Annotated in this window: 8 protein-coding genes and 1 pseudogene; 2 read left to right on the top strand and 7 right to left on the bottom strand. The window is 44.1% G+C overall.

Translation table 11 applies throughout. The features are described 5' to 3' along the window. Window positions 1-64: 64 nt before the first annotated feature. From BLO31_RS14065 to BLO31_RS14055, 3 genes are read right to left on the bottom strand one after another with little or no spacing between them, the layout of a single operon-like run. Entirely contained in the window at window positions 65-541 is a 477-nt protein-coding gene (locus BLO31_RS14065) for a response regulator (protein WP_070967803.1), read from the bottom strand. Continuing rightward, on the bottom strand, window positions 534-1,865 hold the full coding sequence (locus tag BLO31_RS14060; RefSeq protein WP_070967798.1) for an ATP-binding protein: 1,332 nt from the start codon (window positions 1,863-1,865) through the stop codon (window positions 534-536). Before BLO31_RS14060 ends, BLO31_RS14065 begins: the two co-directional genes overlap by 8 nt. Before the next feature lie 4 nt (window positions 1,866-1,869). Beyond that, entirely contained in the window at window positions 1,870-3,231 is a 1,362-nt protein-coding gene (locus tag BLO31_RS14055; protein ID WP_070967924.1) for an SLC13 family permease, read from the bottom strand. 351 nt (window positions 3,232-3,582) lie between these two features. Between BLO31_RS14055 and purT the strand changes: the two genes are divergently transcribed. Both purT and BLO31_RS14045 read left to right on the top strand, forming a co-directional pair. After that, window positions 3,583-4,758, top strand: a complete 1,176-nt coding sequence (gene purT, locus BLO31_RS14050; protein WP_070967795.1) for a formate-dependent phosphoribosylglycinamide formyltransferase — start codon at window positions 3,583-3,585, stop codon at window positions 4,756-4,758. A gap of 413 nt (window positions 4,759-5,171) precedes the next feature. After that, on the top strand, window positions 5,172-6,812 hold the full coding sequence (locus tag BLO31_RS14045; protein WP_070967792.1) for a S1 family peptidase: 1,641 nt from the start codon (window positions 5,172-5,174) through the stop codon (window positions 6,810-6,812). A gap of 46 nt (window positions 6,813-6,858) precedes the next feature. On the opposite strand, the gene BLO31_RS14040 is transcribed toward BLO31_RS14045, so the two are convergent. From BLO31_RS14040 to ydiJ, 4 genes and pseudogenes are all read right to left on the bottom strand, one after another. Then, the gene (locus tag BLO31_RS14040) at window positions 6,859-8,655 is read right to left on the bottom strand and encodes a S1 family peptidase (protein WP_070967789.1); all 1,797 of its coding nucleotides are present in this window, start codon (window positions 8,653-8,655) and stop codon (window positions 6,859-6,861) included. A gap of 213 nt (window positions 8,656-8,868) precedes the next feature. Then, on the bottom strand, window positions 8,869-10,575 hold the full coding sequence (locus tag BLO31_RS14035; protein WP_070967786.1) for a serine protease: 1,707 nt from the start codon (window positions 10,573-10,575) through the stop codon (window positions 8,869-8,871). A 180-nt stretch (window positions 10,576-10,755) separates the two neighbouring features. Next, the gene (locus BLO31_RS14030; RefSeq protein WP_070967782.1) at window positions 10,756-11,217 is read right to left on the bottom strand and encodes a methyltransferase family protein; all 462 of its coding nucleotides are present in this window, start codon (window positions 11,215-11,217) and stop codon (window positions 10,756-10,758) included. Between the two features lie 37 nt (window positions 11,218-11,254). Further along, a pseudogene (gene ydiJ, locus BLO31_RS14025) lies at window positions 11,255-14,282 on the bottom strand (D-2-hydroxyglutarate dehydrogenase YdiJ). Window positions 14,283-14,377 lie beyond the last annotated feature (95 nt).

Genomic DNA, 14,377 nt, shown 5'->3' with positions numbered 1-14,377 from the left:
TGGAGACGCAATCCAGTTGCCATGTTAGCCCCTAGATTGCTAATTTCCGTTGCTTAAAGTCAGTCTATGCTTTTAGTCGATTAAGCATCACTTCGGGATCTAAATGCAGTTGATAACTTCGATAGTCTAAACCGTGGTCAAACACATATTCAGTCACTAAAGCCCTTACCACTGCGAGAATGTCATCTGATTTCCACGGCTTTTCGAAGTAGTGATCGATACCGGCAGTATTGATAGCCGTGATGGTATCAGCATGGGTCGCCTGTCCGGTTAGCAGAATTTTCCTTGTGTGGGTATAACGTCCGTCCTTCGAAATCTCGGTTAACAACTCAACACCCGTTTTCCCCGGCATAACATGATCAGAGACGACCACGGCAATGTGTTCACCTTCTGCATCTAGCTCATCCATTAGGTCGATGACTTCATCCGCCGACTCACAATCTTCAACACTTAAAAACGCGTATAGCGGTTCTAGATCTTGCATTACCGCGCTCAGTACTTCACGTTGATCGTCCACGCAAATCACATTCAATTTATCCATGATGTTCCTCAACTGGTAGCTTGATTCTGAAAACGGTTCGGGAGGCTTCACTCTTCACGACTACACTGCCTTCGTAGCCGGTAACAATCCGTCTTACGATGGAAAGCCCCAAACCTAACCCAAACGACAATCCACCTTTCTTAGTAGTAAAATTGGGTTGGAAAATTTTTCTTCTTGTTGCTTCATCTATCTCTGCACCATTGTTAGCAATAGTGACTAGAATCCTGTTTTTGCTCTGCCTTGTGACAATCTCTAACTCAGCATTATCTCGGTCTTCCATCGCGTCACAGGCATTTTTAATTATGTTGACCCAGACTTGAACAAGCTCAGTGTGAGAGCCCTTGAATTGAGGCAGTTCTCCGGGTCTCATGCGCACTTTTACGCGGCGCAAATCGCTTTGCAACAGGGACACGCTTTGATTCAAGGTCTCGTTAATGTCTAACCAAGTCTCGTCTAATGTATCCATTCTCCCAAGCTGCTTTACAGATTTTACTATGCCAACGGTGTGGTTCGCCGCCAAACGCAAATCGTGAAGATCACGTCCGGTTTGCCAAAACTGAACCGCTTCTTCAGGGGCAATTAGCCACTCTTTGGGCACCTCTCCTTCGGGCCAAACTCGTGCCATTGCTTTTGCCGTTTGGGGTGACAAACCGTAGCGGTTAGCAATCTCTTTTCCACCTCGTCTAGCCTCAGATGCCGTAACCTTCTGTCCGTGCATCAAACCAAAATCGAAAAACTGACTAGCGTCGGGGTGAGCTTCTTCCAATAAATTTAGGATAACGCTCTCCAACCTTTGTGACTGACTTTGTACTACTCCAATTGCATTGTTAAGCTCGTGAGCTAAACCAGCCGCCAGTTGACCCAAAGTGGTCATCTGTTCTGCCAGATTGAGTTTTTCAATCGCTTTTTCTTTGGCCACCGCTTCTCTAGTCGCCCGTTTTTGCCTTCTGGATAATTCATTAACAATGACCGGCGTAAACTGTGAGGTAATTGGTCCATAGTGTTCGGGCATGTAAGCGGGCGTTTCCCTGTCGATCCATGCGAGTTTTAAATCTGACCTTGCAATTACAGTCGAAGAGGCAATATCGGTACCCGAAAAAAAACTGTGTACACCAATAAATGCCCCACGACCCGCCGAAAAAACTTTTATTTTTCTGCCGTCTGTCTCTAGGTCGAACCCCTCTAACTCCCCTTCAATCACATAATAAAGTCGCTGATTGGTGTCCCCTTGCTCTAGTACTGTACTACCAGATTGCAAAGTTAGTTGCCTTTCGGCACAAGAGAAGTACCGTTCGATTAGGTTCTGGAATGCTTCCGAAGCCACTTGATTACCCTATATGGCCTAGAGCCAGAAGCGCCCAAACGAGTACAAAGCTAAGTAGAACCCCCACCAAGCCAAGTATCACGCCCACTTTGGCCATTTGACTACTTTGTACATTCCCTGTCGCGTGCGCTAAGGCATTTGGTGGCGTACTAATAGGTAACGACATGCCCAATGACGCGGCAAAGGTAACCACAAGAATAAGCGTAACTTCTCCTCCTAATGGAGTTAACGACGTCATCGAAGCGCCTAAAGCAGCCATGATTGGCATTAACAAGTTTGCCGTCGCAGTATGAGACATAAAGTTTGCCATCAGCAGACATAAAAATGCAGAACCCACTAACACCACATAAGGCGAAAACTCGCCAAAGGGGATACTGTGAACAACAAGCTGTGCCAACCCAGTCTGATCAAGTGCAAGTCCAAGGGCGATACCACCGGATACAAGCCACAACACATCCCATGAAATTTTCTTTAGATCTTCTTTATTGATAATGCCGGTAAGGGAAAAGAGCGCCACTGGGATCAGAGCAACGGTGTATGAGTTCATACCATGCAGAGACCCCATAAGCCAAAGCACAATGGTCAAAGTAAAGGTCACGTATACCATGATCGCTTTAGGTGTTTTTAAAAATCGTCCTTTGATATCCAGATCAATAGCTTCTTGGTCCGAACGGTATAAAAAGTGAATCAATGCCCATGCTAATGCCATCATAACTACCACAAACGGTACACCAAATGCCATCCAAGAGCCAAATGAGATGGTGTGCTCGCCCACCAAGTACTTAAGTGCTATCGCATTGGGTGGCGTACCAATTGGAGTACCAATCCCTCCAATATTGGCAGCAACTGGAATACACAGGGCAAAGGCGATTCTGCCGGGGTCTTTAGGACCTAAGACTGCAATCACCGGAGTTAAAATAGACAGCATCATCGCGGTGGTTGCCGTGTTCGACATAAACATAGAAAACACTGCGGTGATCATCATCAGTCCTAACATTACGAACTTAGGATCTCGGCCAAAAGGTTTGAGTAACACTCGCGCTAAGTTTACGTCTAAACGATACTTGGTCGCCGCCATAGCCAAAAAGAAACCACCGAGGAAAAGCATAATAATCGGGCTAGCAAACGTCGCCATTATGTCTTTGTAATTGAGTAGTTCGCCAAAATGGGCCTCTCCGGCTCCACTTCTAAACCAAAGAATGCCTTTGTCCGAGAGCAAAAGCAGCTCTAAGACAATAATGACAACAGACGTCGCGTAGATGGGTATAGGTTCAAAGACCCAGCACAGTGCGGCAAGTAAAAAAATGGCAATCACTCTTTGCTGCACAATGGTTAACCCATCAAACGGAAAAGCCGAAAGTGGCATCAAAAGAACGATAATTGGAATAATTAATGGAATAATATATTTTGCTTTTGGACGTAAATTCACGACGACTCTTCCTGAGATTTAACAATGCTCACATTGGAAAACTTCCTCTGCGACAAACGATCATGACTTTGCTTGTCATTAGTCGTATAGCGTCAGATCAATGAAATGGATGACGGCATAATGTTACCAAAAATAACGTGACACAAGTCACACTTATGGTCGGAGTATCGGGTTTTATTTACCTTTGCAGAATCAAAAATTCCGACAAACGCAAACGATTGCTTTTCCGGTCAAACTCAGTATCATGCCAAGCAATTTCTCAATATCCACTTTATTGAAAGGTCTACTATGTTTGGTACAGCAAATCGCCCGCACGCAACACGTGTTCTGTTACTTGGCTCAGGTGAACTTGGCAAAGAAGTTGCCATTGAATGTCAGCGCTTAGGTTTAGAAGTCATCGCTTGTGATCGCTATGAAGGCGCTCCAGCAATGCAGGTCGCCCATCGTAGCCGCGTATTCAATATGCTAGACGGAGAGGCTCTCGCTCAAGTCATCAGTGAAGAAAAACCAGACTACGTCGTTCCAGAGATTGAAGCCATCGCAACCGACACCTTAGTTGAGCTGGAAGCCAAAGGACTCAACGTCGTTCCTTCAGCTAAGGCGACTAAACTTACCATGAACCGTGAAGGCATTCGCCGCTTGGCTGCAGAAGAGCTTGAATTAACAACCTCACCTTACCAGTTTGCTGACAACTATGAGAGTTTCGTCGCCGCTGTCGAGAAAGTGGGGCTGCCTTGTGTATGTAAGCCAGTTATGTCCTCTTCAGGCAAAGGGCAGAGTGTTCTGAAGACGCCCGAAGATATTGATAAAGCGTGGCAGTATGCACAAGAAGGCGGCCGCACCGGCGCTGGACGCGTTATTGTTGAAGGCTTTATTGATTTTGACTACGAAATCACTTTGCTGACTGTTAGAGCCTCTGATGGAGTACATTTCTGCGCGCCAATCGGCCATCGCCAAGAAGATGGAGATTACCGCGAGTCATGGCAGCCACAAGCTATGAGTGAAACGGCACTTGCCACCGCGCAAGATGCTGCGGGCAAGGTGGTGAATGCACTAGGTGGATTTGGTATTTTCGGTGTCGAGCTGTTTGTAAAAGGTGACACTGTGATCTTTAATGAAGTGTCCCCTCGCCCTCACGACACTGGTCTTGTTACCCTTATGTCGCAAGATATGTCTGAGTTTGCTCTCCACGTTCGAGCATTCACCGGTTCACCTATTGCGGGTATTACGCAATTTGGTCCCGCGGCTTCGGCTGTGATTCTAGGGCAAGGTACTTCTACTGACATTCGTTTTGAAGGCATGAACGAAGCGCTAACGGTTCCTCAAACCCAGTTAAAGCTCTTTGGCAAACCAGATATAGATGGACGTCGACGTCTAGGGGTGACCATCACTCGCCGTGACACTATTGAAAAAGCAATAGAAGACGCGGTTACAGCCGCCAAAAAAGTGAAAGTGATTTACTAATTACACGCAGAAACTAAGCCGCATTGCGCGGCTTAGTTTAAATCCGCCTTTTAATTCTACCCTACCCATTCATTTTGTCGACTGACAGCCTTTTCTACATTTAGATCTAGCAAGAAATAGATCAACAATACATCCACCAAAATAAAAATATACAGCATCATTTAGGTCAACAAATTAAATGTTAATACTGTGTAATGCCGTTGCTTGCACTTTGTTATCGCTCGTAATGCATATACGGCATGATCCTCCGAAAATATGAAAAAATCTTCTATAAAATCGGGACTTACACCACATTAATGCAATTAAACGTCGTAAATAGCGCTTTGTTTTAAAACATGAAATAGGTTGGCATTCACTCCTGATTAAAATAGCACTAGTATTCGTGAAACCAATTTTATAATCATGGACAACACATGCGAAAAAACGTAGTAAATTTAGTTTTGTTTTCTGCACTTAGCACACTTCCGCTGATTAGTAATGCCCAAGATATATCCGCAAAGATTGTTGATGGTAGTACCGCTTCAAAGACGGATTGGGAATTTATGGCAGCCTTAGTTTTTAAAGGATTTCCAGCAGATAAAGGCCAATTTTGTGCCGGTAGCATTATCAGCTCAAAACACGTTCTTACCGCAGCTCACTGTGTGGACGATCTTTCTCCGGCCGACATCGAAGTCGTTGTCGGTGCATCCGACTTAGGTGCGGCTTCTTCTACAGGTCAACGTCTTGGTGTCAAAAATATTATGATCAACAGAGGACACAAAAATACGCCCTCTACTGATGCTGCAATTATTGAATTGAGCCGTGATCTTGATAACAACTATTCTTCACCAGTAACCTTAGCTGGTGAATCTACCCGCCGAAACACGCCGGATGGAACGACTCTTACTGTCGCAGGCTGGGGTTCGACCGTGGTAGATTCAAACAACCGGAAACGCTCTCCTTTACTATTGGAAGTTGATGTTCCCCTAGTCGACCAGAACACCTGTGCAGACCGATTTGAAGACGAGTCGAGAAATATTGATTCTCCTAACTTTTGTGCTGGTGATGGCGTCACGAATAAGGACTCCTGTTTCGGTGATAGTGGTGGGCCAATTATTCGTAAAGATTCTCGTCAACAAATCGGTATTGTTAGCTACGGTAAAGAGCAATGCGGGAAGATGGGCGTCTATACCAATGTAAGCTACATAGATTCGTGGACCAACTTTCACACTAATGGATTAGCCTATACATCTAAAAGAAACCTAGGTTATGTAACCGTAAACAATGTATATCCGAAATTTACTCTGACCAACAATTCAAATAACGCTATTACCTTGGGAGCAATTAGACAAAATAGCATCCAAGGCGCTACGGTTAAAAGCGTATCTGGCTGTAGTAATCAAACTTTGTTAACAGGGGAAAGCTGTGAGATAAGCGTACATTTAGGCGTCTATGCTTTAGGTACAGGTGAAGTAAGTCTTTTGGTTCCCGTCGTTGGAGTCAGTGAAGACCTTGAACTCTCTGCAACATTGAAGAGCGTTTTAAATGCTTCTATCGATGTGAAGAACAGCATACCATTTTCAAACGCAAACATTTACAGTAACTACTACCCATGGCATGTTGTTGATGGCATTTTGCAATCCTCGCCCAATCTATCAACAGGAAATGTGTCCACACTAACTATTAGTGGATTGCCTCAAGGGTATGTTTCATTTGATGTGGACAAGACTGTCGAAGACAGCGATATGTTAAGAGTAGCTGTCAATGGCAATATTTATCATCTAACCAATGAAAGTGCTTCAAAAACATTAGCATTTGTTCTACAAGAACAGTCCAATGATATTGAATTGTCTTTCAAGAAGATGGCAACGGCTAACACCGCCAGTGCCACTGTAAAAAACTTCCGAACCATCTCAGAACAAGAGTACAACAACCTCAACGGGATCGTCTCCACAACACCGACAAACCCAAATGGTTCTACTACGCCAAAAGCAGGTAGTAGCGGTGGTGGCGGTGGTTCACTCGGCCTACTCTCGTTTTTACTAGTCGGATTAATAACTAGAATTAGAAAATAACCGAAATAAAGCCGCCATATTTATACGAAAATACGGCGGCTTTCTTTCAACGACACACTAATGGAAAGTCCACCAAGCTAGGAGAAAAAGTTCTTCGAAAAAGTAAACACCCCATGACGAACAGTAATATTGAGGAACTCGTCCCACCACCGCCACCTGAGTCTGAATGTTGCAACGCAGAATTTTGATTATCTACTATCACCTCTGGTTCATTGTCTTGAGAGCCGTTGTTTTCTTCGCTGGGCTTGCCACTACCTATCGTCTCCCCCTCAGTCAAGACATCGCTTAACATTGGTTGTTTCTTAACTTGTAGGTGTTGCTCAGGTATCGCCTCGTATTCTGCTTTGCTGAGGCTCCTGAAATTGCTCAAAGTCACTTTTCCCAATGAAGTTGCACTCTGCTTGTTAAACTGAAAAGTTAAGTAGTTTGAAGTATTTTCTAACGCCAAGGCCACGTTACCAACTTTGTCGAAAGTGGTGTTGTTAGCAGTATAGTTAATAGTATCCCCAGCCTCTAAACCTTCTGTTTCGACACTAAATGCAATATACCCTTTTGATAGTTCACCGATAATAAACTGAGAGTTTCCAACAAGCACAGAAGATACGAGTTTTTCCCCCTCTAACTGCCACTCATTTCCATTCGTGTATGCACCAAAGCTTGAAAATGGGATCACTGTTGTCAAGTCAAGGGCGGAAGGTTGGTATTTGTGGTAATAACGCTCGGTAAAGAGTGAAGCTTGGACACCATTAACTTCATATTCCGTTTCAATATAAAACCCAGTTAAACCATTTCGTATTTGACTCAACCTAACGGATATATCACACGCATCTCCTGGGGCTAATGTAGGGTTAGCGCAACCCGAGATACTATCAACCGTCGTGTTTTCCATATTGTACTTATACGGAGCGCCCGCAATGCCCTTTATCGTAATGGGAAAACTTGTTTTGTTTACGTAAGTCAAAGTATGAGTAGGGTTACTTTCTGACGTGACGCCCAAATATTTAATTGAGGTTTGCGAAAGTCCGTTTTGAACTGACCTTATCCAAGCATTAAAATAGCTCACATCACTGTATACACTGAGGCTCTTGCAGTCAGCTAGAGTCCAACTTAATACACCTATCTGTTCCCCAGTGTCTTTCCTGACTAATGGGCCCCCACTATCCCCTTGGCAAGCATTTTGCGAATCTACTGCTTTAGCGCATAGGTTACTGTCGCGAATCAATGCACCAATCAGAGGATTACTAGAAACGAAACTACGGCACTCAGATTGGCTCATTAAGTTCAACTCTGCTTGATGCAGTTTGAAAGGCGAACTTTGAAGTGCATTTTCTGCGTCAGTCGCCCCCCATCCCGCAATAAGCAGAGGTGCACCATCTTCAGTGCCTCCTCGGGGTAAGTTCCTTGCCAAGCTTACTGGTTGAAAATCTGAACCAATGAGTTTGCGCGATAGTTCAACGATAGCCATATCGTAATCTTTTGCGCTATAGTCGAAAAAATCTTCATTGATAATATTATCTACGCCGTAACGGGTCCCTTGCGTCGTCTCTTTAGAAAGATCATTCACACCAACGACAACTTCAAGATCTTCCGGGTTTATTCCGTGAACACAATGAGCGGCAGTAAGTATTCGCCATTCATCAATAATGGTTCCACCACAAAATTGACCTTCAAAAGCAGGCTGACCTTTTTTCACCAAAGCGACCAAAAATGGCCATTCATTCTTTTCAACTGGCTTGCCGCTGATAATTCTAGGTGAAGCATTTGAAGAAGAAATAGAAATTGGCGACAACAACAATAAAAAGAGTAGTAATTGAAAAAGATAACTAACTCGAGTTTTAATCATTTTTACATCACATTTTGAACCACAAAAATGTAAGGTAACAGACTAAAAACAGCGATTGTATATCACTTTGGTTAGCAAACGGTAAGCACTTGGTTACATAACAATTCACTCAATAGTTAGCGATGAAATCTCGTGTTGAAGTCCGTATTTAGCCAGAAACAATCATCTTTTTATACTATGACTGGCCTCTTGTTTAAGACGCCAGTCAATAGATTATCTAATTAACTTTCGCATTCTTGTCACTATTATCAGTAGTAGGCTACCAAAACATAATGTGCCGCCTCCTCCAGAGTCACCAGAGATGGCTTTTGGCGTCTCCGTTGGAGTTGTATCTGTTACTGGTTCTCCAAGTGAAGGGGCTTCACTTGTTTCTGTTTGCTCTTTCGTTATTGATTCGTACTCTGCCTGGTCGATCACTCTTAAGTTATTCATCGTAACTTTTCCAGAGTCACTCCTTGCCTTGTTAAATGAAAAGACAAGTGTATTAAAGTCTTTATCAAGCGCGATGGCTTGTCGGGCATTTTTTACACTGGTGCGCATAACACTCTTAGAATATGGGTAATCTTTGTTGTTTAACTCGATTGAAAAACTGTCACCGGCTTCCAATTCTATATCTAAATCGAAACCTATGTACCCTTTAGGCAGATTGTCCAATATAAGTTCTGTTCCACCAGCTAGGCTTGAAGACTCCAAGGAGCTATTGACTGGCTGCCACGGATTGCCGTTTTGATAGACGGTCAATTCGAATGGATATAGCATTGAGGTGACAGCAAGATCTAATACATTCGTTGCCGCTTGAACCGGACGTTGACGCCTGGATACAACAACTTCTTCTGTATTTCCGTTTTGAGAGACTTCTAACGTTGCTTTAAAAAAGCCTACTATCCCAATTTGACGTACAAACTCAATATCCAATTGACAACTTTGCCCTGAGATTAAGACCTTTCCCTCGCAGTTTGATGATGGCAATAAACTATATTCAGTTGTCACTTTGTCTATCGCAAACGGTTCTGTGCCCGTATTTCTGATGGGAATAGAATGTCGAGTTACTGGTCCTGTAGACATGGTATAGCTTTTGTAACCATTATAAGATAGCGACTGATGTAGCTTTACCCAAGAAAGAAAATAACTAACGTTGCTGTACACTCCCAGCTTACCGCAGGGGTTTTCGCCATAACTCACAATCCCCAACTGTTCGCCAGTATCAGACCTAATCAATGGTCCACCACTATCTCCATTACAAGAATCTTTGTTACTCACTCCATCACCAGCACAAAACTGATCGCTATTAATGTTTTCAGTGGCACTAAATCTATAGTTGATGTTGCTATTGTACTTAGCTGCACAAGATGCTTGGGTCGCTAGTGGCAATTGCACTTCCATCAATTTGGTCGTTCGCGGTGTGTTTTCCCCGCGACTACCCCAACCTGCGACTTCAAGCAATGTACCATCTGGAGTATCGGCTCTACTTCGATTCGACATCGGTAACAATACGGGTCTGGAAGAAATGAACTGAATGTCTGCATTTAACTCCAAAACAGCAATATCATTAACAAGGTTACTCTCTTTGAATCCTTTGTGAATCATAATATTGGAGACACCAATCCTCTCGCTTGATGCCGATTCTATTGTCAAATCGTTAATGCCAACAATCACCTCTAGATCCTCGGCCGCATTGCTATAAACACAATGGGCTGCTGTTAAGATCCTCCTACTATCTAATATGCTGCCTCCGCAAAATTGCCCAAGTTCGGCAGACTGGCCTTTATCAACTATCGCTGCGATAAACTCCCAATCGGTTTGTACCGCTTCCGTTCCGTCGATTATTTTTCCTGAAATTTCCGACGTATGTGATTGAAAAGGAACCAGTGCCCCAGCCGCCATTAACAGCCATATTGGCCTACTAAATTTTTGATTCATATACAACACCAACTTTAAACAAAAACCTAACCTTAACAGTTAGTTACGAGCTTCTAAAGCTCTAATTTGTTAACAGTCGGTAAGCAACCGATTACATAATAAATCACTCAATAGTATCCAACAAAAAACCACCTAATACCGGTAAGGGCTAGGTGGTTTCTTTGAGAGATAACAAACTGGTTAAATCCAGCGCCTCACTCGGTTTTGATAGTCTAAATAGTCATCGCCAAAAAGTTGGGTCAATGCTCTTTCTTCTGGCTCGATTTGAAAGCGATTCATGTAGAAGACAAAAAGGATCGGAACCGTTAAGGCGATGATGTTCTGTTGCCAATAGGCAAAACCCAATAAAAGAAGTGCCAGGCCCAAGTACATAGGATTTCTGGTCCTAGCAAAGATTCCACTGTCCACCACTTTGGCCGCAGTTTCGACTTTTATTGGATTAACCGTCGTTTGCTGCTTTCTAAACTCGTAAACACCCGCCAACCCAACAAAACCAGAAATCACAAAGCAGGCAAAAAAAACCGCGCCAGCAAAAGGTAGAGAAACGTGCATACCTAACCATTCATCGCTTATTTGATGAATAAGTACCACACAAACAATAAAAACGACGACTGGCGGAATTTTTAGCTCTAGTGCTTTCATCGTTTTATCTCCAACTTATTCGCTTTAAGCAAATAGCTTAAAGGATCTGAGCCAGTGCTTGAACTGGGTGCTTAATCTTGCTTCCTTCAAAACGCTTAACTTGACTTCGGCAAGAGTAACCAGTGATTAAGCAGCGCTCATGAGGCAGGTTGTCGAGATTTGGCTTCCAGCTTAACGCGTAGATGTCTTTCGACATTTGAAGCTTATCGACTTCGTGACCAAACGTACCAGCCATACCACAGCAACCCACTGGCACTGTTTCAAGTCTAGCGCCAAAATGTTCGAATATCGCTCCCCACTCCTTTTCGGCATTCGGCAGTTTGGTTTTTTCGGTACAGTGAGCTAAAAGGTACCAGCTTTGCTCCTCTTTGCTTTCTGCTTTTGCAAACTGCTCTAATCGGGGGGTTAGCCATTCATGAGCTGTAAGAACTTCAAAGTCACCTCGCTTGTCACCAAGGATCTCGGTGTACTCATCTCGATAGCAAAGCACTAGTGCAGGGTCGACACCGACCATAGATATCCCCAAATCAGACACTTGCTCAAGGAACATAGCCGTATTACTGGCATTTCTAGCAAAGCGTTTTAAGAAGCCCTTAATATGTTGAGCCTTGCCGTTTGGCTTAAATGGCAACAGTATAGGTTGCAGTCCAAGTTTGTGCGCAAGTTCCGCAAAGTCTTCGACGACTTGAGCATCGTAGTAGCTCGTGAAAGGATCTTGCACAATAAGTACATGACGCTTTTTCTCCTCTTCAGAAAGAAGAGCCAACTTTTGCATATTAAACATCGGAAGATGTGATAAACGCGATTTAAGCTAGGTACAGACATCAAAGGAGCGTCTACATACCCTACCGTCGACGCGGTTAACTTTTGAATCCAGTCCTGATTAAGGGCCGCATTGACCACTTTTGGCGCCGTAGCCATTAGCGGCAGCATCACCTCGATGTTGGCAACCAAATAATCTTTAACTGGACGCTGATAACGCGAGTAATACAAGTTGAGAAAACGCGCTCTAAAACTTGGCACATCGACCTTAATAGGACACTGACTAGCACAAGCTTTACAGGCCAAACAGCCGTTCATCGCTTCGTAAACTTCATGAGAAAAATCGTATTCTTTGCTTTTGTTAATCGAGTTTCGCACTCGGTTTAACAAGGTTTGAACCGTAGCACCCTGCTGATAGGTATTTGATTCCAAATCTAATATATCGATACCCTGCTCTGTAAGCTGTCGCAACCACTCGCGAACTAAACCCGCTCTACCCTTTGGAGAGAGTCTTCTATCCGCCGTCACTTTCATGGAAGGACACATTGGCGAGCTGGTATCGTAATTAAAGCATAACCCGTTACCGTTACACTCCATCGCCTGCTTAAAGCTATCTCTAACCTTTACGTCAATTTGGCGATCGTAAAAACCGCGTTTAGTATCACTGACCTTCACAAGCTCAGCTTGACTGTCCAAAGGAGTACAGATCTTACCCGGATTCATCTTGTTCAGAGGGTCGAATGCCGCTTTAACTCGCCTTAACTCATTAAACAGCTCGTCACCAAAAAATTCTGGTCCATATTCAGAACGGAAGCCCTTACCGTGCTCTCCCCACATCAGGCCACCATATTTGGCCACCAGCTTAACCACTTCGTCGGAGACTTGGTGCATCAACGCTTCTTGTTTGGGATCACAAAGGTCAAGCGCGGGACGAACGTGTAAAACGCCAGCATCTACGTGACCAAACATCCCGTAATTTAATGCTTTACCATCGAGCAGGGTGCGAAACTCAGCAATAAAGTCCGCCAGATTTTCTGGAGGAACGCAGGTGTCTTCTGCAAAAGCGACCGGTTTCGCTCTTCCTTTTGCCGCGCCTAACAAGCCAACGGCTTTTTTGCGCATATTGTAGATTCGACCAATGCTGGCAAGATCTGAGCAGACTTGATAACCGATAAGCCACCCTCTTCATTGGCAATCATCTTATCCAGCTGTTTGCACAAAGCGTCCACTTGGTCAGCAACTTCGATCTCGTTCTGTCCAGCGTACTCAACCATATTGATGCCGAGCATTTCTTTACCCGGTACATCGGTTAGCAAATCACTCACCGTGTGCCACACAATATCTTGTTTGGCCAAGTTCAGTACCTTGGAATCAATGGTTTCTACAGAGAGCGCATTGGCCTCTACCATAAAAGGAGCATTACGCAGCGCTGAGTCAAAGCTGTTGTATTTTACATTAACCAAAGTCCGCGCCTTAGGGATCGGCGTTAAGTTCAGCTTAGCTTCAGTAATAAATGCTAATGACCCCTCAGCACCACACAACACTCTGGTCAGATCGAACTCACCCGAATCGCTGAGCGCATTTTTTAGATCATAGCCGGTTAAAAAGCGGTTAAGTGGGGGGAATTTCGCTTCAATTTGCTCTCGTTTATCCCTACAAACCGCTTCCGTCACTTTCAAGGCTTGATAGGCGTAACTGCCGTCTTGAGGTTCACCTCTCGACATATCAGATTCGATCAACGAACCATCAGCGAAAACCGCTTGTAAAGATAGAACATGATCAGAAGTCTTGCCGTACTTCAACGAACCTTGACCAGAAGCGTCGGTGTTAATCATGCCACCTAAGGTCGCTCGGTTACTCGTCGAAAGGTCGGGGGAAAAGAAAAAGCCATACGGGCGAACCGCGTCATTGAGCTGATCTTTAACCACACCCGTTTGAACTCGGACCCAGCCCTCTTTTTCGTTGATCTCCAGCACCTTGTTCATATGGCGAGACAAATCCACAACCACACCTTTAGTCAAAGCCTGACCATTGGTTCCCGTGCCGCCGCCGCGGGGTGAAAAAGTGACACTTTCATACACGGGCTTAGCACTTAGTTGACCGATTAAAACAACATCCTCTGTCGTTTTTGGTAAAAGCACTGCTTGGGGTAATTGCTGATATACACTGTTGTCGGTCGCAACGGCAAGGCGACTTGAGTATTGTGTTTCGATGTCACCTTCAAATCCTGAGTGTTGCAAATCAGCAACAAACTTTAGAACAATTGGGTCGACATCAGATTGAGAAGATAATCTTGGTAACATTTGCTTCCTGCCCCTACTTCGCTGATTCCTTCAGCCGTGGGTTATTATAAAACTTTTGAGTTTCGTCACTTTACAACATTTAAAAGAGTGATCAA

The sequence above is a fragment of the Vibrio sonorensis genome, assembly GCF_001854765.1.
In the GTDB taxonomy this organism is placed as follows: domain Bacteria; phylum Pseudomonadota; class Gammaproteobacteria; order Enterobacterales; family Vibrionaceae; genus Vibrio; species Vibrio sonorensis.
The sequence above is the reverse complement of the archived record's forward strand: the minus strand, read 5'-3'. Positions and strand labels throughout refer to the sequence as shown.

Coding starts and splice junctions, on each gene's coding strand:
- BLO31_RS14045 (WP_070967792.1), top strand. CDS start 5,172: ATGCGAAAAAACGTAGTAAATTTAGTTTTGTTTTCTGCACTTAGCACA.
- BLO31_RS14055 (WP_070967924.1), bottom strand. CDS start 3,231: ATGCCACTTTCGGCTTTTCCGTTTGATGGGTTAACCATTGTGCAGCAA.
- BLO31_RS14035 (WP_070967786.1), bottom strand. CDS start 10,575: ATGAATCAAAAATTTAGTAGGCCAATATGGCTGTTAATGGCGGCTGGG.
- BLO31_RS14040 (WP_070967789.1), bottom strand. CDS start 8,655: ATGATTAAAACTCGAGTTAGTTATCTTTTTCAATTACTACTCTTTTTA.
- BLO31_RS14065 (WP_070967803.1), bottom strand. CDS start 541: ATGGATAAATTGAATGTGATTTGCGTGGACGATCAACGTGAAGTACTG.
- BLO31_RS14030 (WP_070967782.1), bottom strand. CDS start 11,217: ATGAAAGCACTAGAGCTAAAAATTCCGCCAGTCGTCGTTTTTATTGTT.
- purT (WP_070967795.1), top strand. CDS start 3,583: ATGTTTGGTACAGCAAATCGCCCGCACGCAACACGTGTTCTGTTACTT.